This window comes from Nonomuraea sp. NPDC049421 (genome assembly GCF_040677005.1).
In the GTDB taxonomy this organism is placed as follows: domain Bacteria; phylum Actinomycetota; class Actinomycetes; order Streptosporangiales; family Streptosporangiaceae; genus Nonomuraea; species Nonomuraea salmonea.
In genome coordinates, this window is sequence record NZ_JBFAQA010000033.1 from 23,642 (window position 1) to 41,695 (window position 18,054).

At 70.2% G+C, this 18,054-nt stretch carries 23 protein-coding genes; 8 read left to right on the forward strand and 15 right to left on the reverse strand.

The window, feature by feature from the left end:
• Positions 1 to 34 precede the first annotated feature (34 nt).
• From AB0K18_RS40495 to AB0K18_RS40520, 6 genes are all read right to left on the reverse strand, one after another.
• Positions 35 to 661, reverse strand: coding sequence for a hypothetical protein (locus tag AB0K18_RS40495; RefSeq protein ID WP_364925889.1), 627 nt, complete (start codon positions 659 to 661; stop codon positions 35 to 37).
• Between the two features lie 69 nt (positions 662 to 730).
• A complete protein-coding gene (locus AB0K18_RS40500) occupies positions 731 to 1,873 on the reverse strand; it encodes a hypothetical protein (RefSeq protein ID WP_364925891.1) in 1,143 nt (380 codons plus the stop codon).
• Entirely contained in the window at positions 1,870 to 2,694 is an 825-nt protein-coding gene (locus tag AB0K18_RS40505; protein ID WP_364925893.1) for a ThiF family adenylyltransferase, read from the reverse strand. Before AB0K18_RS40505 ends, AB0K18_RS40500 begins: the two co-directional genes overlap by 4 nt.
• Positions 2,695 to 2,698: 4 nt before the next feature.
• A complete protein-coding gene (locus AB0K18_RS40510) occupies positions 2,699 to 3,169 on the reverse strand; it encodes a hypothetical protein (protein WP_364925895.1) in 471 nt (156 codons plus the stop codon).
• Between the two features lie 15 nt (positions 3,170 to 3,184).
• Entirely contained in the window at positions 3,185 to 3,352 is a 168-nt protein-coding gene (locus AB0K18_RS40515; protein WP_364925897.1) for a hypothetical protein, read from the reverse strand.
• A gap of 216 nt (positions 3,353 to 3,568) precedes the next feature.
• On the reverse strand, positions 3,569 to 4,237 hold the full coding sequence (locus AB0K18_RS40520; protein WP_364925899.1) for a response regulator transcription factor: 669 nt from the start codon (positions 4,235 to 4,237) through the stop codon (positions 3,569 to 3,571).
• A 110-nt stretch (positions 4,238 to 4,347) separates the two neighbouring features.
• Between AB0K18_RS40520 and AB0K18_RS40525 the strand changes: the two genes are divergently transcribed.
• Positions 4,348 to 4,656 carry a hypothetical protein gene (locus AB0K18_RS40525; protein ID WP_364925901.1) on the forward strand — a complete coding sequence of 103 codons (309 nt, stop codon included), beginning with the start codon at positions 4,348 to 4,350 and terminating at the stop codon, positions 4,654 to 4,656.
• Between the two features lie 139 nt (positions 4,657 to 4,795).
• Here the strand turns inward: AB0K18_RS40525 and AB0K18_RS40530 are convergent, their stop codons facing one another.
• Complete coding sequence (locus AB0K18_RS40530) at positions 4,796 to 4,924, reverse strand: hypothetical protein (protein ID WP_364925902.1); 129 nt, start codon at positions 4,922 to 4,924, stop codon at positions 4,796 to 4,798.
• 152 nt (positions 4,925 to 5,076) lie between these two features.
• Here AB0K18_RS40530 and AB0K18_RS40535 point away from each other — a divergent pair, with 152 nt between their 5' ends.
• The 3 genes from AB0K18_RS40535 to AB0K18_RS40545 all read left to right on the forward strand — a co-directional run bounded on the left by AB0K18_RS40535 (position 5,077) and on the right by AB0K18_RS40545 (position 6,620).
• Positions 5,077 to 5,421 carry a hypothetical protein gene (locus AB0K18_RS40535; RefSeq protein ID WP_364925904.1) on the forward strand — a complete coding sequence of 115 codons (345 nt, stop codon included), beginning with the start codon at positions 5,077 to 5,079 and terminating at the stop codon, positions 5,419 to 5,421.
• A complete protein-coding gene (locus tag AB0K18_RS40540) occupies positions 5,409 to 5,657 on the forward strand; it encodes a multicopper oxidase domain-containing protein (RefSeq protein ID WP_364925906.1) in 249 nt (82 codons plus the stop codon). The genes AB0K18_RS40535 and AB0K18_RS40540 overlap by 13 nt, the downstream gene beginning before the upstream one ends.
• A 96-nt stretch (positions 5,658 to 5,753) precedes the next feature.
• Complete coding sequence (locus AB0K18_RS40545; RefSeq protein WP_364925909.1) at positions 5,754 to 6,620, forward strand: fumarylacetoacetate hydrolase family protein; 867 nt, start codon at positions 5,754 to 5,756, stop codon at positions 6,618 to 6,620.
• Between the two features lie 9 nt (positions 6,621 to 6,629).
• Here AB0K18_RS40545 and AB0K18_RS40550 read toward each other — a convergent pair whose 3' ends face one another.
• The 8 genes from AB0K18_RS40550 to AB0K18_RS40585 form a co-directional block, all read right to left on the reverse strand.
• Positions 6,630 to 6,923 (reverse strand): hypothetical protein, encoded by a 294-nt coding sequence (locus tag AB0K18_RS40550; protein ID WP_364925911.1) that lies wholly within the window; start codon positions 6,921 to 6,923, stop codon positions 6,630 to 6,632.
• Positions 6,924 to 6,929: 6 nt separating this feature from the next.
• On the reverse strand, positions 6,930 to 7,868 hold the full coding sequence (locus AB0K18_RS40555) for a hypothetical protein (RefSeq protein ID WP_364925913.1): 939 nt from the start codon (positions 7,866 to 7,868) through the stop codon (positions 6,930 to 6,932).
• A gap of 105 nt (positions 7,869 to 7,973) precedes the next feature.
• Positions 7,974 to 9,467: a sulfatase-like hydrolase/transferase gene (locus tag AB0K18_RS40560; protein WP_364925915.1), complete on the reverse strand. Its 1,494-nt coding sequence runs from the start codon at positions 9,465 to 9,467 to the stop codon at positions 7,974 to 7,976.
• Positions 9,464 to 10,432 carry an aliphatic sulfonate ABC transporter substrate-binding protein gene (locus AB0K18_RS40565; RefSeq protein WP_364925917.1) on the reverse strand — a complete coding sequence of 323 codons (969 nt, stop codon included), beginning with the start codon at positions 10,430 to 10,432 and terminating at the stop codon, positions 9,464 to 9,466. Before AB0K18_RS40565 ends, AB0K18_RS40560 begins: the two co-directional genes overlap by 4 nt.
• Before the next feature lie 41 nt (positions 10,433 to 10,473).
• Entirely contained in the window at positions 10,474 to 11,253 is a 780-nt protein-coding gene (locus AB0K18_RS40570) for an ABC transporter ATP-binding protein (protein WP_355423195.1), read from the reverse strand.
• Entirely contained in the window at positions 11,250 to 12,059 is an 810-nt protein-coding gene (locus AB0K18_RS40575) for an ABC transporter permease (protein WP_364925919.1), read from the reverse strand. The genes AB0K18_RS40570 and AB0K18_RS40575 overlap by 4 nt, the downstream gene beginning before the upstream one ends.
• A 19-nt stretch (positions 12,060 to 12,078) precedes the next feature.
• Complete coding sequence (locus tag AB0K18_RS40580) at positions 12,079 to 13,341, reverse strand: ROK family protein (protein WP_364925921.1); 1,263 nt, start codon at positions 13,339 to 13,341, stop codon at positions 12,079 to 12,081.
• Between the two features lie 229 nt (positions 13,342 to 13,570).
• Positions 13,571 to 13,900: a putative quinol monooxygenase gene (locus AB0K18_RS40585; RefSeq protein ID WP_345399760.1), complete on the reverse strand. Its 330-nt coding sequence runs from the start codon at positions 13,898 to 13,900 to the stop codon at positions 13,571 to 13,573.
• A 120-nt stretch (positions 13,901 to 14,020) separates the two neighbouring features.
• Here AB0K18_RS40585 and AB0K18_RS40590 point away from each other — a divergent pair, with 120 nt between their 5' ends.
• The 4 genes from AB0K18_RS40590 to AB0K18_RS40605 all read left to right on the forward strand — a co-directional run bounded on the left by AB0K18_RS40590 (position 14,021) and on the right by AB0K18_RS40605 (position 18,016).
• Entirely contained in the window at positions 14,021 to 14,209 is a 189-nt protein-coding gene (locus AB0K18_RS40590; RefSeq protein ID WP_364925924.1) for a hypothetical protein, read from the forward strand.
• Between the two features lie 16 nt (positions 14,210 to 14,225).
• Complete coding sequence (locus tag AB0K18_RS40595) at positions 14,226 to 14,381, forward strand: hypothetical protein (protein WP_364925926.1); 156 nt, start codon at positions 14,226 to 14,228, stop codon at positions 14,379 to 14,381.
• Positions 14,378 to 14,890, forward strand: coding sequence for an NAD(P)H-dependent oxidoreductase (locus AB0K18_RS40600; RefSeq protein WP_364925928.1), 513 nt, complete (start codon positions 14,378 to 14,380; stop codon positions 14,888 to 14,890). The genes AB0K18_RS40595 and AB0K18_RS40600 overlap by 4 nt, the downstream gene beginning before the upstream one ends.
• 222 nt (positions 14,891 to 15,112) lie before the next feature.
• Positions 15,113 to 18,016 (forward strand): M36 family metallopeptidase, encoded by a 2,904-nt coding sequence (locus AB0K18_RS40605; protein WP_364925930.1) that lies wholly within the window; start codon positions 15,113 to 15,115, stop codon positions 18,014 to 18,016.
• Positions 18,017 to 18,054: the final 38 nt, after the last annotated feature.

Consider the following 18,054-nt stretch of genomic DNA (forward strand, 5'->3'; position numbering starts at 1 on the left):
CCCGGCTGAGGCGACCCCGCGCGGCTCTTTCTGGTCACACTCTTGGTGATGCTGCTCCGTACGTTGATCGCGGCGATGGGGTGGACATCGCCATCTCCACCCACGCGGGTTGTGGATCCGGCGAAAGCCGGACGCCAGGACGGAGCGCCAGGCGGCGCGTCAGCCGTGACTCCAGCTGCCACAAGGCGATGTCCATGCCACCCGAGGGCACGGGCAGGGTCAGCGCCCCGCGCGTCTCGGTCTCCGTGCCGATGCACACCGTGGAGCGCGTCAGTTTGGACCATTCGGCCGATAACTTAGCTTTTGCCGTGGCTACCCACAGCCCGCCTTCGAGCTCCACGTCCATCCCCACCGTCCTGGCAAGCTCCGCAACTGACTCTTTGCTGGTGCCGGCCCGGATCGTCCGGCTGTCCTCGAAGATCCCTGGTCCGGGTACCGACTCCACCCAGACCAAGTGCCAGACTCTGGTGTGCTGGAACAGGAAGGCGAGCAGGCTCGCGATCTCCCTCAGCCTCGCGCTGGGCAGCGCGGAGAAAGCCGGCTCACGGCGAAGGAGGCGATACGTCAGATCAGGCGCGGTGATGGTTCGCGTCACCGTCCACGGTGTGGAGGCTACCTCTAGTTCGTCGAGTCGTGCCCCTACCTTCTTGCCCAGGAACATGGGCGGACTCTTCTGATGCATGAGCCGATCGTCTCCCTGTCGCGACTCGGGCCGGCCTGAAGATCGTCGTCATCCGCGGCCGAGAACCCCCAGGAATCGCTGGATCAAGCGAGGTTCACGCGAATGACCCAGCTCGCGCACATGACGGATGAGTCTGCCCAGCTCGTTGGAGATCGCCTCCGCGTGCTCCAACCCTCCCGCGTGTATTCCGGTGACGGTGAGCTCGATGTCCGGTGACTCGACCGATGCCAGCTTGAGCAGGCCGTCCCGGCTGCCGACCGACGAGGGATAGAGCAGCCGCATCGAGACGGGCCCGCCGTTCGTCATGACGGTCCCCTTGGCCAGCAGCCGGCCCTGGTTGATGAGAAGGCGCACGTCGGAGAACTGCTTCCGACGAGTCAGCTCCTGCTGCCACACCAACGCACTGCGGCCTTCGGCGGTGTGGGACCAGCCTTCGACGTGCAGATCATCCTGCCGATGCCGGCTGATGCCCTCATGGATCGCACGCTCCCTGACGGGGGCTGTGGCATCGGCGAGCGGAGGGTCCTGGGGCGTGGTCGTCGTTTCCTGGGGCGCCGTCTTGGGAGGGGCGGCGCCTTCCGGGGGCGGGTCCTCCTCCGGCCCCTTCCCGGCCCGCTCGTACACGGGCGTCATGGTGTGGCACAGCTCGTCGGGAACACGTTCGATCGCGCCCGGGGGAATCTCGTAGTAGCCGTCATGGCCACGGACGAACAGGAAATGCCGGGCGGTGCCGAAGCCTGCTGCATCAAGGCCGAGCGTGACGAAGAAGAAGTCGTGGTTGTGCCCCTTCTCGTTGACGGTCTCCAGATAGCCGCGGATGTCGCCGGCGCTCAGTTCCTGCAACCCGTTCGGGTGGTGACTGTGCCAGCTCCCGATGTGCTCGATGTGTGGATACCGTTGCTCCAGCTGACGGAACGCCGCGACCTGGTAGCCGGCATCGCCGCGATGAGAGCCGACGGTACGCACCGCGCCGGGGCCGTCGTCGAGGTAGTCGGTGATGTTGAAGGTGAGACCGGGCAGCGCCTCCATTCGTTCCTTCACCCCGGCATGGCGTCCACCACCCACGATGAATCCGACGTACTTCCCGCCCACTTCCACTCGGGGATGCGCGGCGACCTCGGCCGAGAATCTCCTGACCGCTCGCTCGGCGATGCGGATCAATGGATAGGCGGGCCTGTTAGCACTGCTCATGAGCTTCCCCCCGCGCAGTTCCGATGGCAGTCGTTCTGCGGTCGCAGGAGCACCCGTGAGGTCTCGTACATCGCGGCGAAAAGGCCCTCGATGCGACGCAACGAAACCGTGAACCAGTTGAAGGAGGGGACTGTGAGGTACTCGGATTTCGCGCCTGCGAGGAGTGAGACGACATAGTGGGCGTGATAGGAGGCCACCACGGCGATGTCCGCGGCGAGCCCGGACGCGAGGAAGTCCTTCTCGCCCATACCGTAGATGCGCTGCCGCTCCTCATCGGTGAGACTGAGCCAGTTCTCGATGTCCCGGCCCTGTGCCAGGCTGTAGCGCGTCTTGCAGTCATGGCAGCCGGTCTCACCCGGAAGATAGGCGTAGAGTTCGCCGCCCATGCCGGTGCGGAAGACGGAGCCATAGACGCAGGGGATGCGTTGTTCGACGCACACCTCGTTGACGTGACTGCGAGCCTGCGGCGTGTCGACAGCGCAGATGACGAGGGCGGCGTCGGCGATGTCGGTGACGAAATGGTCGTCGGCCATGACGTCGCCGCCCACATGTTCTATCCGGGCTTTCGGGTTGCGGTCCGCCAGCCATTCCCTGGCGATCGCCGTCTTCGCGCGGCCGAGGTCGCTGCGGCGGCCGGGATGTTTCACGAGATTGACCGGCTCCAGCGCGTCCGGGTCATAGAGGGACCAGCGCCCGACGCCGCACATCGCCAGTCGTTCGAGCACAGCCGCACCCCCGCTGCCCAGTCCGACAATGACGATCTTGGTGGTGCCCAGCGTCGCGTCGCCCAGCAGGTAATCGATGCGGGCCGTGTCCAGCATTCGCTCAGAGTCCATTGAGCCACTTCTTCGTCCGGTAGATCAGGCCATGCGGATGTTGTTCGGCCCCCGGCCAGATACCGCGGTTGATGTAGATTTCGTACTTGTTCAGCCACAGTGCGGTCTTCGCCACGAGGAAGGCGATGGTCATGTAACTGTGCCACTGGTTCGACCGCATGACGCAGAGACCGTCGCCGATCAGGTGCGGGTTCGGGCTGGGGATCCAGCCGTGCGGCAGGATTTCCGGGAGCGCGTGCGGATAAGTGCTCGGGAGAATGATCTGCAGGCCGTATTCGTGGCCGGCGAAGTCCACCTGCAGTGTGCCGACCGCGATGCCCATCGTGTTCTGCTCGTCTTTCCAGTAGAGCCGCCACGAGGGAAAGTGCTCGTCGAGTACGCGTGCTTCCTCGGCCAGCCTTTCCTGCTTTCGGGCCGGCGCGCCGGAAAGGAGCAGGCTGCGGGTCACCTTGTAGTCCATCGCGTGATCCCCCCGTCAGAGTCCGTACTCGCCCTTTTGGTCGGATATCCCAGGGATGAGCTTTCCTTGGTTCGGCTGGGGCGCGGCCCCCGAGGCGTAGACGTTGCCGCGGGCGTCGATCTCCACCAGATCACTGTCGTTCAGGCTGGAAAGGAGCCTCTCCGCCTCTTCGCGAGTGGTCATGCGCACTCCACAGAGTCAGGTCGAGCTGAATGAATAAGGCCCCCGAGCGGATGCGGACGATGTGCTCCGCTGCTCCATTGAAGCGGAAGGGTCTGCGACGCCGTAATAGGCTCGGTTGGACATCTTGCGTTGACGGAGCAAGTCGGGTATATGAAGTCGGCCGTTCAGCCTCGATTTTTTCACTTATGCAACGAGGGCCACGAAAAAGAAAATAATTCAGGTCCCGCCGCCTGGGATCACCAGGCCCGACTCGTACGCGAAGACGACCAGCTGGGCCCGGTCGCGGACGCCCAGCTTGACCATCGACCTGCTCACGTGGGTCTCGGCGGTGGCGCCGCTGATCACCAGGTGCTCGGCGATCTCCTCGTTCGACAGGCCCCTGCCGACCAGGGCGACGATCTCGCGTTCGCGGGCGGTCAGCCGGTCGAGCCCCGGCCCTGAGGCCGCCGGGCGGGGCGGGGTGCTGACGTACTCCTCGATCAGGCGGCGGGTCACCGACGGCGACAGCAGCGCCTCGCCCTTGGCCGCCACCCGCACCGACTGCAGCAGGTCGCCGGGCTCGATGTCCTTCAGCAGGAAGCCGGTGGCGCCGCCTCTGAGGGCGGCGAAGACGTACTCGTCGAGGGCGTAGTTGGTGAGGATCACCACGCGGACGTCGTTCAGCTCGGGGCTCGCGCCGATCCTGCGGGTGGCCTGGATGCCGTCCATCAGCGGCATGCGCACGTCGAGCAGCGCGACGTCCGGGCGCAGCCGCTCGGCCAGCTCCACCGCCTGCGCGCCGTCGCCCGCCTCGCCGACCACGGTGATGTCGTCGGTGAGCTCCAGCAGGGCCTTGAAGCCGGCCCTGATCAGCGGCTGGTCGTCGGCCAGCAGCACCCGGATCACGACCGCCTCCCGGCATCCGGCCCGCCCGCCTCGCCTCCGGCATCGGCGGAAGGCTCGGCCGACCGGCCGGCGGCCCCCGTCGGCAGCTCGGCGCGTACCGTGAAGCCGCCGTGCTCGCCCGCTGCCGCAGCGCCGCCTCCTCCCGCGTGCGCTCCGCCTCAAGCGCCCGCTGCTCCACGGCCTCGGCCCGCTGCTCCATCGCCTCGGCGCGCTGCTCCACCGCCCGCAGGTACGCCCTGCCGCTCCTGGTCACCTCGCCCACCAGCACCATGGCCAGCAGCCAGCCGCTCAGCAGCGCCATCCAGCTGCCCGGCGGCGGATCCTCGGGCGCGAGCGCCATGAGGCCGTACATCGCCACGGCCAGCACCGCCGCCAGCCAGATCGCCGCCTTGCGGTGGCCGAGCACGGCGAGGGTGTAGATCGAGGCCAGCGCGGGCGCGGTGGCGAACACGCCGGGGTAGTGGGCGGCGTAGTAGGCGACCGCGCAGGCCGCCGCGACGATCCCGGCCGCCAGCGGGGCGGTGCGCCGGAAGGCCAGCGACAGCGCCGCGACCGTGATCAGCGCCAGGCCCGCGGGGTCGAGCGGGCGTTCCTGGGGGCCGACCACGACAGGTTCGCGTACGTGCCGGCCGTGATCGCCGCCAGCGCGCCCGCCGCGACCAGCGCGTCCTTCCCGCGGGTGTCCATGCACCCAAGGTAGGGGAGCGGCGCCGGCGGGGGCGTCAGCCCGTGGGCGTACGTTTCCGGTGCCAGGCGGCTCGCGTACGTCCCCTGGAGTACGAGCCAGAGCCCCCTGCGCGGGATGTGACCGCGAGGGCGTCTGGTGGAGCATTCCCGGCATGACCTCCGCCTCCGATTCCGCCGCCTCCGATTCCGCCGCCTCCGACTCGTCCTCCGCTAGCTCCTCCGGCTCCTCCGAGGCCGTTCCGCGTCCGCCTGGCTGGATCGTCTGGTCGTTGCGCGTGACGGCCACCGGGCACCTGGCCGGGGTGCTCGTGCAGGCGGCGCTCGCCGGGCTGTTCGTCACCGGCGACGTCGATCTGCTGGCCTGGCACCGCGACAACGCCGGCTACACCCACGCGCTGCTCTACGCGCAGGTGGTGGCCGCCGTGCTGTTGTGGCGGCCGGGGCGCGGCCCAGGCTGGCCCGTCCCCGCCTGGGCACCGCCGAGGTGTGGCGGCTGACCGGTGACTTCCGCCATCCCGTGCACGTGCACCTGGCCCACTTCCAGGTGCTGGCCAGGAACGGCCGCCCGCCCGCCGCCACGGACGCGGGCTGGAAGGACACCGTGGACGTGGGGCCGTACGAGGTCGTGGACGTGCTGGCCCGCTTCGACGGGCATCGCGGCACGTACATGCTGCACTGCCACAACCTCGAACACGAGGACATGGCGATGATGGCCGACTTCGAGGTGATATGAGCAGATGCCCTCTCCCGATCGACCCGCCGAACTACTAAGTTGATCCCATAGGCGACCATTCATCGGATGATTCATTTGACGGAGCTAGGAGCAGGCATGCAGATCGTACGGTTCATCAGCCCACTGACCAGCGCCGACGCCGTAGGAATCGACGACGGCGAGCAGGTGGTGGAGCTGGCCGGGATCACCACCGTCGGCGAGCTGCTCCGGCTGTCCTCCGATGAACTCAAGGAGCGGTGCGTGTCCGCCGACGGCCCCCGCCACCCCTCGGGCTCCGTCGCCCTGCTCCCGCCCGTGGACGGCCGCATGGAGGTGTGGGCCGCGGGCGTCACCTACCGGCGCTCCCGCGAGGCCAGGGTGCTGGAGAGCGAGCGCGCCGCCGACGTGTACGAGCTGGTCTACGAGGCCGAGCGGCCCGAGCTGTTCTTCAAGTCGGTGGCGTGGAAGGTCTCGGGCGACGGCGGCCGCATCTCCGTCCGCGAGGACTCCGGGATCGACGTGCCGGAGCCTGAGCTGGGTCTCGTGCTGAACGCGGGCGGCGAGATCGTCGGCTACACCGTCGTGGACGACGTCAGCTCCCGCACCATCGAGGGGGTCAACCCGCTCTACCTGCCGCAGGCCAAGATCTACCTCGGCGCCTGCGCGGTCGGGCCCGGCATCAGGCCCGCGTGGGAGGTCGCGGACCCGTACACGCTGGACATCGCGCTCACCATCGTCAGGGGCGGCGAGACCGTCTGGGACGGCAAGGCCAGCACCTCCCAGCTCAACCGGCGGCTCGACGACCTGGCCGGTTACCTCTACCGCGCCGACGCCTTCCCCGACGGCGCCGTGCTGGCGACCGGCACGTGCCTGGTGCCCGACCTGCCGTTCACCCTCCAGGACGGCGACACCGTCACGATCGGCGTCTCCGAGATCGGCACGCTCACCACGAGTGTGGTGCGCGGCCTGGACGCGATGCGTTAGCCCCTGGGCTCAGGGGTCGGTGACGATGGCCGCGGCGGCGGCGCGCAGGCTCGCCGCGCGGCGGCGCAGGTTGTCGGCGGTGGCCAGGCAGGAGTCCTCCAGGTCGGCCACCTCGCGCCTGAGCCTGACCACCTGCGTCAGGTACCGCTGCGCGGCCGGCCCCGTCCAGTACGACTCGCAGTCGCCAGGCCGCGCCGGGATGCCGTCGAACGCGCCCGCGAGCCCCCTGGCGTACCGCATGAACGCGGCGGCCAGCGACTCCTTGTCGGCAGCCTCACGGAGGAGCTGGTGCTTCGTCGCCATCGCGGGTCAGCCGCCCTCGGCGGCGGTCCTGCCGCCCGGGGTGCCGATGACGGTGGCCCAGGCGCGCTCGCGCAGCCCGTCGGCCCCGACGCCGGGCTTGAGCGCCTCGTGCAGCGCGGTCGCCAGCGCCTGGGCGGCGGCCGGGTCGGCGGTGGCGGCGCCCAGCAGGGCGCGCGACTCGCGGGGATGCTCGGCCAGCAGCTGCTGGAAGGCCAGCGGGTTGGCGGCGTACGGCCGGAGCAGGTCGCCGGGGCTCCAGCCGGTGTCCTGCGGGCGGTTCAGCAGCGTGGTCGCGACCCGGTTGAGCACCGTGCCCGACTGCCCGGCGCCCGTGACCAGGGCCGTCAGCGCGCCCGCCGGGGCGGTCGCCACCAGCTCGTGCCAGGCGTCGCCGAGCCGCCCGGTGCGTTCCGCGCTCGCGTACGCCTGCGCCAGCGGCCCGCCGTGCCCTTCGAGCAGCCGGGTGAACGCCTCGGTGCCGAGCGCGGAAAGCAGCGCCGTCGCGTACGCGGGGTCGCGGACCTCACCCTCGACGGCCGCGACCGCCGCCGCCACGTCCCCACCCGCCCGCTCGCCATCCCGCTCACCTGTCCGCTCGCCCTCCCGCTCGGCGGCGAGGATGGCGCGGGCGGCGCTCTCGGCGGCCTGCCTGGCCTCGTGCTCGGCCGTGAAAGGGAACGTCGCGGTCAGCATGCCGCGCTCCCGCACCGGTACGAGCTGCTCGATCGTGTCGATGCGCCACCGCAGGTCCTGCTGGGAGTCGTGGAACAACACCCAGGCGCGGTGCAGGGCCGTGGTGCCCTGGCGGCCGGCCCAGTCCTGCTCCGCCTCGGCGATCGCCGTCTCGAGACCCGGCCGGGTCGCGCTGACGTACGCCTTGCCCGCCTCCATGCGGCGGATCAGTTCGTGCGCGCCACGGGGGTCGATCCCCACGAACTCCCCCATGAACTCTCCCAATCGGTGCGGTAGTGCCAAGGCGGGAGTCAAGCACACGAACCGGGCCGGGCGACACGCGTTTGCCGGAACGGGAATCGGTCCGGCCCATGCCGGTCAGGCGGGGGAGTCCTCCCTCTCGCCCTCCTTCGCGTCCTCCTTCTCGAAGGAGCTGAGCGTGGGGTCGTAGTCGAGGGCGCCGATGTCGTACATCGGGGTCATCCAGTGGTAGAAGTTGTCGCCCCGCTCGCGCAGCAGGTCGTACAGCCGGCGCATCAGCCGCCGGCGTACGGGGGCCAGCTCGTGGTGGGTGTAGCGGTTGCTCAGCTCGTGCGGGTCGGCGTGCAGGTCGTACAGCTCGTTGACCGACTCGGGGTTGACGATCAGCTTGTAGCGGTCGTCGCGGATCATCCGCTGCGGATACGGGAAGTGGTGGCCGTGGAACTCGGCCAGCAGCTCGCCGGGCCACTCCGGGTGCTCGCCGCGGACGAGCGGGAGCAGGCTGCGGCTGTCCACGGCCGGCGCGGTGTCGCAGCCGGCCAGGTCGAGGATGGTCGCCGTGCAGTCGGTCAGCGTGACGAACTCGTTCCTGCCCTGCGGCTGCTGCCCGGGGACGCGGATGATGCCGGGGATGCGGTAGATGTCCTCGTACATGGCCGGGCCCTTGTCGTGCAGGCGGTGGGCGCCGGTGAACTCGCCGTGGTCGGCGGTGAAGAAGACGGACGTGCCGTCGCTCAGCCCCAGCTCGTCCATGCGGTCGAGGATGCGGCCGATCTGCTGGTCGATCAGCGTCACGTAACCCCAGTAGACGGCGATCAGCTTGCGGGTGACCTCGATCGGGATCGTGTCGAACGTCCAGTGCGCGCTGTAGTTGCGCTGCACCGGCGGCTTGCCCTCGAACGTCTCGGCGATCGACGGCGGCAGCTCCACCAGGCTCGGGTCGTACATGTCGAAGTACTCGTCAGGCAGCAGGTACGGCAGGTGCGGCCCGAAGAAGTGGGTGGCGAGGAAGAACGGCCGGCCGTCGGCGGCGTAGCGCTCCATGTGCTCGATCGCCCTGGTCGCCAGATAGTGCTCGAACGTGGCCTCCACCGGCTGGTGCAGCCGCGCGGCCAGCAGGTTGCCCTGGTTGCCGTTCGGCGTCGTCCCTCGGACGAGGTCCGAGATCCGGTACGGCGGCAGCCCCCGCTCCTCCAGGTAGGCGAGATAGTCGGGATGGTCCACCGGGTTGTGCCAGCCGGGCAGGTCGGGCCCGTCGAAGCCGTAGGAGGCGGCGTTGCGGCTGGTGCCGCCGTGCCACTTGCCGATGAGCCCGAGCTGGTAGCCGCGCTCCTTGAGCGCCTCGGGGAAGGTGAAGGCGTCCTCGCGCAGGTCCTCCAGGTAACCGACGTTGCGCTCGTAGTTCGCCAGCAGCCGGTGACGGAACGGGGCCTGCCCCGTGAGCAGGCTGGCCCGCGCCGGCGTGCAGATGGCCGTCGGCGTGTAGAACCGGTCGAACCGGGTGCCGCTCGCGGCCAGCCTGTCGAGGTTGGGCGTGGCGACGTGCGGGTTGCCGTAGCAGCCCAGGGTGTCGACGCGGTGCTGGTCGGTCATCAGGAACAGCAGGTTCACTTGGTGAAGGCCTTCGTGTAGAGATCGCCGGTGTAGTACGTGGAGGGGTCGGGCCTGGACTTGAGCTGGCCGGTGCCGACGAAGAAGTCGCCGAGGCTGTTCAGCCACTTGGCCACCGTGCCGTCCTTGGTCTTGTTCACCAGGTCCTCGGTGGTCATCGTCTGGACGTTCGCCGCGTCGGCCTTGACCTTGGCCGGGTCGAGCTTGAGCAGCGCGGCGGACTCGGTGATCGCCTCCTCGGGATGCGCGGCCCGCCAGTCGTTGGCCTCCTGCAGCACCTTGATCACCTTGCTGGTGAGCGCCTCGTCCACCTCCGTGCCGCCGACGAACGCGGTCGGGAACGAGCTGTCCGGCCACTCCTTCGTACTGGCGATCTCCACCATGTCGGGCACCTGCTGCTTGATGTTGTCGATCAGCGGATACCAGATGCCGGCCCCGTCGATCTGCCCGGAGGCGAACGCCGACACGACCGTGGCCGGGTCCATCGGCACCTTCTCGATGTCCTTGACCGACATGCCGGCCTTCTGCAGCGCCAGGTTGAGCACCATGTCGCCGGACGTGCCCTCCGGAACGCCGACCTTCTTGCCCTTGAGGTCCTGGATCGTCGTGATGCCGGGCCGGCCGATCACGCGGTCGGCGTACGCCAGCGTGTTGATCGCGACGACCTTGGCCTTGCCCGTGGCGGGCAGCCACATCGCGCCGGGGCCGATGTAGCCGAAGTCGAGGTCGCCCGCGCCGAGCGCCTGGATCTGCAGCGGCCCGTTGGTGAACACCTTGATCTCGGGGGTGAGCCCCTGCTTGTCCCACAGGCCCTGCTTCTCGGCGATGGCGAGCAGGCTGGCGCCGTTGTAGTCGCTGATGTAGCCGAACCTGACGGTGGAGCCGTCGTCGGAGCAGGCGGTCACGGAGAGTGCCAGCAGGCTCACCGCCGAGGCGGCCGTCAGGGCGCGGCGAAGGGAACGCATGGCCATCGGTCCTTCTTTCTGTGCTGGGGGTTCAGGCGGGTTCAGGCCGCGGGGGCGGCGGACGCCTGGTGGTAGACGGCGTGCCAGACCTCGTTGCGGATCCGCCCGAACTCGGGCGAGAGCCGCATCTCCTCGGTCCTCGGGTACGGCAGGTCGACGTCGATGATCTGCTGGATGCGGCCGGGCCGCGCGGCCATGACGATGACCCGCCTGGCCAGGTAGACGGCCTCGTCCACGTCGTGGGTGATGAACATGACCGTGCGCTGTTCCCTGCTCCACGTGGCGAGGAGCTGGTCCTGCAGCTGCACCCTGGTCAGCGCGTCGAGCGCGCCGAACGGCTCGTCCATGAGCAGGACCTGCGGGTCCACCGCGTACGCGCGGGCGATCGCGCAGCGCTGCCGCATGCCGCCCGACAGCGCCTTCGGCAGCGCGTCGGCGAAGTCGGACAGGCCCACCAGCTCGATCGCCTGCTCGGCCCGCCGCCTGCGCTCGTCGGCCGGCAGCCCCTTGAGCTTCAGCCCGAACTCGACGTTCTTGCGCACGGTCAGCCACGGGAACAGCGCGTACTGCTGGAAGATCACCCCGCGCTCGGGGCCTGGACCGTCGACCGGCCGGCCGTCCACCAGCACCTCGCCGCCGGTCGGCTCGACCAGCCCGGCCGCCATGCTCATCAGCGTGCTCTTGCCGCACCCCGAAGGGCCGACGACGGTGACGAACTCGCGGTCGGCGATGTCCAGCGACACGTGGTCGAGCGCGGTGAAGGTGCCGTCCTTCATCGGGTATGTCTTGACGACGTCCCTGAACGAGATCTTGTTGTTCATCGGCGCTCCTGCCAGTTGGTGAGGCGGCGTTCTGCCAGCAGCAGCAGGCGGTCCATCAGCAGGCCGAGCACGCCGATGGTGATCAGGCCCACGAAGATCGTGGACAGGTCGTAGTAGAGCTGGGCCTGCTGCATCCGGAAGCCCAGGCCCTCCTGCGCGGCGATCAGCTCGGCCGCGACCAGCGTGCCCCAGGCCGCGCCCAGCCCCACCCGCATCCCGACCAGGATGAACGGCGTCGAGGCCGGCACCACGACCCGCAGGAAGATCGTCCGGTCGGAGGCGCCGAGCACGCGGGCGGCGTTGATCAGCGTCCTGTCCACGTCCACGACGCCCTGGAAGGTGGAGACCACGCTCGACAGGAACGCCGCCAGGAAGATGACGAAGATCTTCGGCCGCTCGTCGATGCCCATGAGCACGATGGCCAGCGGGATGATCGCCAGCGGCGGGATCGTCCTGAAGAACTGCACGTACGGCTCCAGCAGACCGCGCGCGGTGGCGTACCAGCCCATGAGGAAGCCGACGGGGATCGCCAGCAGCGTGCCGAGCAGGAAGCCGATCAGGACGCGGCGCAGGCTGGCCAGGGCGTCGGTCACCAGCGTGCCGTCGCCGATCAGCTCGGCCGCGCGGCCGGCCACCTCCAGCGGATTCGGCAGGCCCTGCACGCCTATGGTGGCCAGCGCCGTCCAGACGAGCAGGCCGACGACGACGGCGAGGAGGTTGAGTACGAGGGCGCGCCGCGAGCGCCTGGGCCCGCGCCGCGCGGCCGGAGCCGCCTGCGCCTTGCCCGTCGCGGTGAGCTGGGTCATGGGTGGTGCCTCGATTGCGTCATGGTGATGTGAGGTCCTCAGCGAGATCCGGGCCTGCCGGATAGCGGGACAGCAAGGGGGATTCGTGCAGCACCAGGGCGATGCCGCCGAGCGCGCCCGCGACCTCGCCGAGCGTCGCCCTGCGCAGGCTCACCCGGTGCCGCGAGACCGGCATGACGTGGTCGTGCAGCGTGCGCTCGATCGGCTCGACCAGCGCCTGGCCGGTCTCGACCAGCTCGCCGCCGACCACGATGACGCTGGGGCCGATCGCGTTGCAGACGGCGGCCAGCACCTCGCCGATCCTGCCGCCCACCCGCTCCAGCACGTCCAGCGCGCTTCGCTCGCCCGCCCTGACCGCCTTGACCAGCTCGGGCACGTCGGCGGCCCTTCCGCCGGTGGCGCGGTAGGCGTCCAGCACGGCCCTGATGGAGGCGACGGTCTCCAGGCAGCCGGTGCCGCCGCAGTCGCAGCGCGCGCCGCCCGGCTCGACCGTGATGTGGCCGAACTCGCCCGACAGCCCGTACGCGCCCCTGTGCAACGACCCGCCGACCACCAGCCCGCCGCCGACACCGTGCGACAGCCGCAGATACAGCACGTCCTGCCCGCCTGCCGCCGCCCCCCAGATCGCCTCGCCCAGCGCGGCCAGCCTGGTGTTGTTGTCGAGCAGCACCGGCACGCCGAACCGCTCCCGGAGCAGCATTTGCACGGGGTGGGGCGGGATTTCGCCGGATTCCGGCCCCGGTCCTTCGTCTTCGCGGCCCTTGGTTCGTCCCTCACTCAGGCCCTCGGCTGGAGGGCCTTCGACCTGGGCGCCGACGACGCCGACGCCGATCGCGTCCAGCGCGCCCAGTCGCAGCGCGCCCGAGCCGGTGCCGGTGAGGGAGCCGATGAGCCGTTCTGCCAGCTCGACCCGCTGCTCCCACGGCAGGTCGGCGTCGTGCGGCTCGCTGGCCGAGCCGACGATCTCGTGCGCCAGGTTGACGGCCGCGACGTGCAGGCCGCGCCGGGCGAAGTCGATGCCGATGGCCTGGCCGGCGTCGGGGTTGAGGGTCAGCGTCTCGGCCGGTCTGCCCCGGCCGCGCGGGATCTCCTGCGGGGACGCGGTGACCACGGCGCCGCTCGCCACCAGCTCGGCGAGGATGTCGTAGAGGGTCGTCCTGGACAGGCCGCAACGCTTGCCCAGCTCGCCCCGGCTCAGGGGGCCGTGCTTGCGCAACAGGCCGAGCACGAGCTCTTCGTGCCCGCGCCGGAGTTGCGAAAGGGGGCCACGGGGTGGTGCCATGCGGAGAGTCTGCCGAGGTCCGTGGTTTTTCGTCAATAACCCGGAAAAAAACGCGCCCGCGCCACGATGTGCACGATGACCTGCGATGACGTGCCTGCGAGGGGTTCCGGCGTGCTCGTAACGTTCGCGTAACGGCCGTCGCGAGGCGTCACGCTCGTTCGGCGGCGATGCGGGCCGCCGCTGCGCGCCGTGGCCCCGGGCCGCCGTGTGGGCGGCCCGGGGAGGTGGGTCAGGCGTTCTTGACGGCCATTTCCCCCAGTTCGGACCAGTCGTCCTGGGCGATGGTGGTGTTGACGATGCGCGGCGTCTCCGCCAGGTGTGGCGGGAGGGTCTGCTGAGCTTGCTTGAAGTGGTCCGACTGGACGTGGGCGGCGCCCGCCTCGTCGTCCCTGAAGGCCTCCACCAGTACGTACTCGTTCGGGTCGTCGAGGCTGCGCGACCAGTCGAACCACAGGCAGCCGGGCTCGGCGCGGGTGGCGGCGGTGAAGTCGCGGGTGATGGCCGGCCAGTCGTCGGCGTGCTCGGGCAGGACGCGGAACTTCGCGGTGATGAAGATCATCGAAACCCCTCGATGTGAATCGTCAGGCGGCGTTACGGCTCGACGATATCGAGGGAGCATTGTCTTCATCTCATGTAGGAAATGTTGACTTTGTGTGCGGTGTCTCGTAGCTTCGTACGCATGAGCCAGGCCCCGCACCTCACCCTCAGGAACGTGACGCTGGAGGCCGGCGATCCCGCCGCCCCCGTCACGGTGCTGTGGGGCGTCGACCTCGACGTGCCGGTCCTCCCGCCGGGCCGGCCGGCGGCGCGGAGCCGGCGGCACGTATGGAGCCTGCTGCGCGGCGAGGTCGCGGCGGCCAGGGAATGAAAGGTGGCGGCCGCGCATGACTGACACGGCACGGCTGGACGGGCTGCACGGGCTGGAGGGCGACGTCCACTGGTACGACCTGCCCGACGACGAGGCTGAGGAGGGCTGGGTGAGTGAACGACGGGTGCCCGGCGGCCGGCTCCGGTTGATCGCCGCGGTGGTGGGCCGATGAGCGTCGTCGCGCTGGTGGGCAACCCGCGCTCCGGGTCGAGGACGCTGACCGTGGCCGTCGAGGCCGCCAAGGCCGTCGGGCAGCGGCTCGACCGGCTGGGGGCGGCGGACTCGTACGAGGTGATCGACCTGTCGGCGCTCGGCCCGCACCTGCTCAGCCCCGGCGTCTCCACCGGCGTGGAGGTCGCGCTCGAGCTGGTCGCCGAGGCGAGCGTGCTGGTCGTGGCCAGCCCCACCTACAAGGGCACCTACACCGGGCTGCTCAAGGCGTTCCTGGACCGGCTGCCGTCGCAGGCGCTGGCCGGCAAGGCGGCGCTGCCGCTGCTGGTCATGGGCGACGCCCGGCACGCGCTCGCGGTCGAGGTGCACCTGCGGCCGCTGCTGGTGGAGCTGGGCGCGACCGTCCCCACGCCGGGCCTCGCCGTCGTCGAGGCGGACCTGCCCCGGCTGGACGAGGTGCTCACCACCTGGTCGGAACGCGTCGCCCCGCAGCTCAACGCCACCCTCTGAACGCCCACTTGACCGCCGCACTTGACCGCCGCACTTGACGGCCCACTTTGACGGCGTCGTCCGGCCCGTTCCGGTGGCGCGCGGGCTGCCAGGGCGGGCTTTTATCTGCCGCTTATACGCTGATATTTGCGCCTTTACAAGATCTTGTCAGCATAGTTGGCCGGTGATTTCCTCTTGCGAGATGCGCGACGCTGCGCATCCTCAGGCACGCAGGAGGGAAACGTGTCGACCAGATCCTGGTTACGCAGCTCACTCGTCGTCGTCGCGATGACCGCGGCGACCCTTCCCCTCACCGGAGCGGCACGGGGCGAACCCGCCGCGCAGGCTCCGGAGATCCACGACTTCCAGGCGGAGCTCCACGGCGAACCCGATGTGGACAACCGCCAGGGACGGGTGCCGCCCCCGGCGTCGGCGGAGCGGCGCGTAGCGGGGTCCGCCGCCGAGGTCCGCTGGAACGCTCTCGGCACTCCCGCCACCATCACCGGCGCGCAGCCCCTGGCGGAGGGACTCGGCGCGGACCCGGAGAAGGCGGCGCGCGACTACCTCAGGGCCAACGAGCAGCTCTTCGGCCTGTCCGCCGCCTCGATCGACGCGCTGGAGACGGTCGCGGTCAACCCGATCGGTCCCGGGCACGCGGTGCTGCTGCGCCAGCGCTTCGGCGACCTGCCCGCCGGGGTGGACGGGCTGGTCGCGATCGGCGTGACGGACGGCCAGGTCAGGCACGTCACGTCGTCGCTGTCGCGCGAGACGGGCACGCCGCCGGCCGCCGCGATCACCGCGCAGCTGGCCATGGAGATCGCGGCCGAGGACGGTGGCATCGACCTCGCCACGGCCGTCACCAAGCAGGCCACGGAGGTGGCGGTGCCCGCGCCCGACGGGGTGCACAGCGCGTACCAGGTGGTGCTGATCGGCGGCGCGCAGGGCGCGGAGGCGGCGTACACGACGCACGTGGACGCGGTCACCGGCGCGATCCTGACCCGTGAGAACCTGGTCGATCACCACGCCGACCCGGGAAACCCGGAGTGGTCGGTCTTCCCGTCGAACCCGCGCGACGACTACTCCTCCAAGGACACCCGCCAGAAGTGGTGTGCCGCGCCAGGCCCCGGCTGTGACCGGGTGATCGGCGGCGACCCGGCCGGCGGCAAGCCGTGGGACGTCGACCACCTCACGAACGAGCCCACGAACACCAGCGTCGGCAACGCGGCCAGGACGTACGAGAACCGCGCCAGCGGCGACCCGTTCTCCGTCGGCACCCGCACCAACGTGCTCACCCCGACCAGGGACTACCGCTACCCGTGGAAGAACACCTGGCACCGGGCCAAGTGCGACCCGGCCGTGTTCGACCAGCCGGGCGAGGCCGACCTCGAAGCGGCCATCTCCAACCTGCACGCCGCGCACAACCGCATGCACGACTGGTCCTACCGGCTCGGCTTCACCGAGACGGCCTGGAACATGCAGGCGGACAACGGCGGTCGCGGCGGCCTCGGCGGCGACCCCGAGCAGGGCAACGCGCAGGCGGGCGCGCGGGTGCTGTCCGTACGGGACAACGCCAACCAGATCACCGGCCCCGACGGGGTGGCGCCGATCACCAACATGTACCTGTGGCAGCCGATCGCCGGGTCGTTCTACTCGCCGTGCGTGGACGGCGACTACGACATGTCGGTCATCGCCCACGAGTACACGCACGCCATCTCCGGCCGCATGATCGCCGGCCCGAACTCCGGCTGGAGCGGCGCTCAGGCCGGAGCCATGAACGAGAGCACGTCCGACCTGTTCTCCATGGAGTACCTCAACGAGTACGGCTTCCGCCCCGCCGGCCGCACCCCGTACGTCACGGGCGGCTACGTCACCGGTGACAAGGAACGCGGCATCCGCAACTACGACATGTCGAAGTCGCCGCTCAACTACAGCGACGTGGCGTACGACATCGTCGGCGCGCAGGTGCACGCGGACGGCGAGATCTGGTCGGCCACGCAGTTCGACGTGCGGGCGGCCTTCGTCAAGCGGTACGGCGCCGGCACGGCCAAGCAGCAGCAGGCGTGCGCCGACGGTAAGACGCCGGTCGAGAAGTGCCCGGGCAACCGGCGCTGGGCGCAGCTGTCGTTCGACGCGCTGCTGCTGATGGCCACCGGCGCGGTCAGCTACGTCGACCACCGTGACGCGCTGCTCGCGGCCGACGCGATCCGGTTCGGCGGCAGGAACCAGGACATCATGTGGCGCGCGTTCGCCGAGCACGGCTTGGGCGAGGGCGCGTCCAGCCGCGGCGCGGGCGACGCCGACCCGACGCCGAGCTTCGTCGACCCGAAGGGCAGGAACGGCTCGCTGAAGCTCAAGCCGCTCGGCGAGGCGAAGGGCGCGGCGCTGCGGCTGTACGTGGGCGACTACGAGGCCCGCGCGGTCCCGGTGGCCGACACCGACCCGGCGACCGAGCTCGGCGACACGGTCGCGATGACGCCCGGCGTCTACGACTTCGTCGTCACGGGCCCCGGCTTCGGTCACCGGCGGCTGACGTACGCGGTCGTGCCCGGCGTCGAGCTGCCGCTCCCGCTGGCACTGCCGCGCAACCACGCGTCGGCGGCGAGCGGCGCGACGGCCACCGGCGACGGCGTCAACCAGGACAAGCTCATCGACGAGACCGAGGTCACGAACTGGGCCTCGCTCACCGGCGCGCCGGCCGGCAAGTCGGTGGTGGTGGACCTGGCGGGCGACAAGCCGGTCAGGATCAGCCGGGTGCAGGTCAGCGCCATGCTGCGGCCGAACGTCGGCGACCCGGCCGACCCCGGCGTGCAGAACCGCTTCTCCAGCCTGCGCTCCTTCGAGGTGCTGGCGTGCAGCAGGAACTGCGCCGACCCGGCGAGCTTCAGGAAGATCTACACCAGCCAGAAGAACGCCTTCGACGCCTCGCTGCCGCGCCCGCGCGGCGCGAACATGCTGATCAAGTCGTTCGACGTGCGCGACACCAGCGCGACGCACCTGATGCTGCGCGCCCTCACCACCCAGTGCACCGGCAACCCGCTGTACGCCGGTGAGCAGGACAACGACCCGAACTCCGCGACGGACTGCGCCACGGCCAGCCCGCAGCGGGACCAGGTCAGGGCGGCCGAGCTGCAGGCGTTCTCGCACTGACATGAAGAAAGGCCCGCGGTCCGGCTTCCGGATCGCGG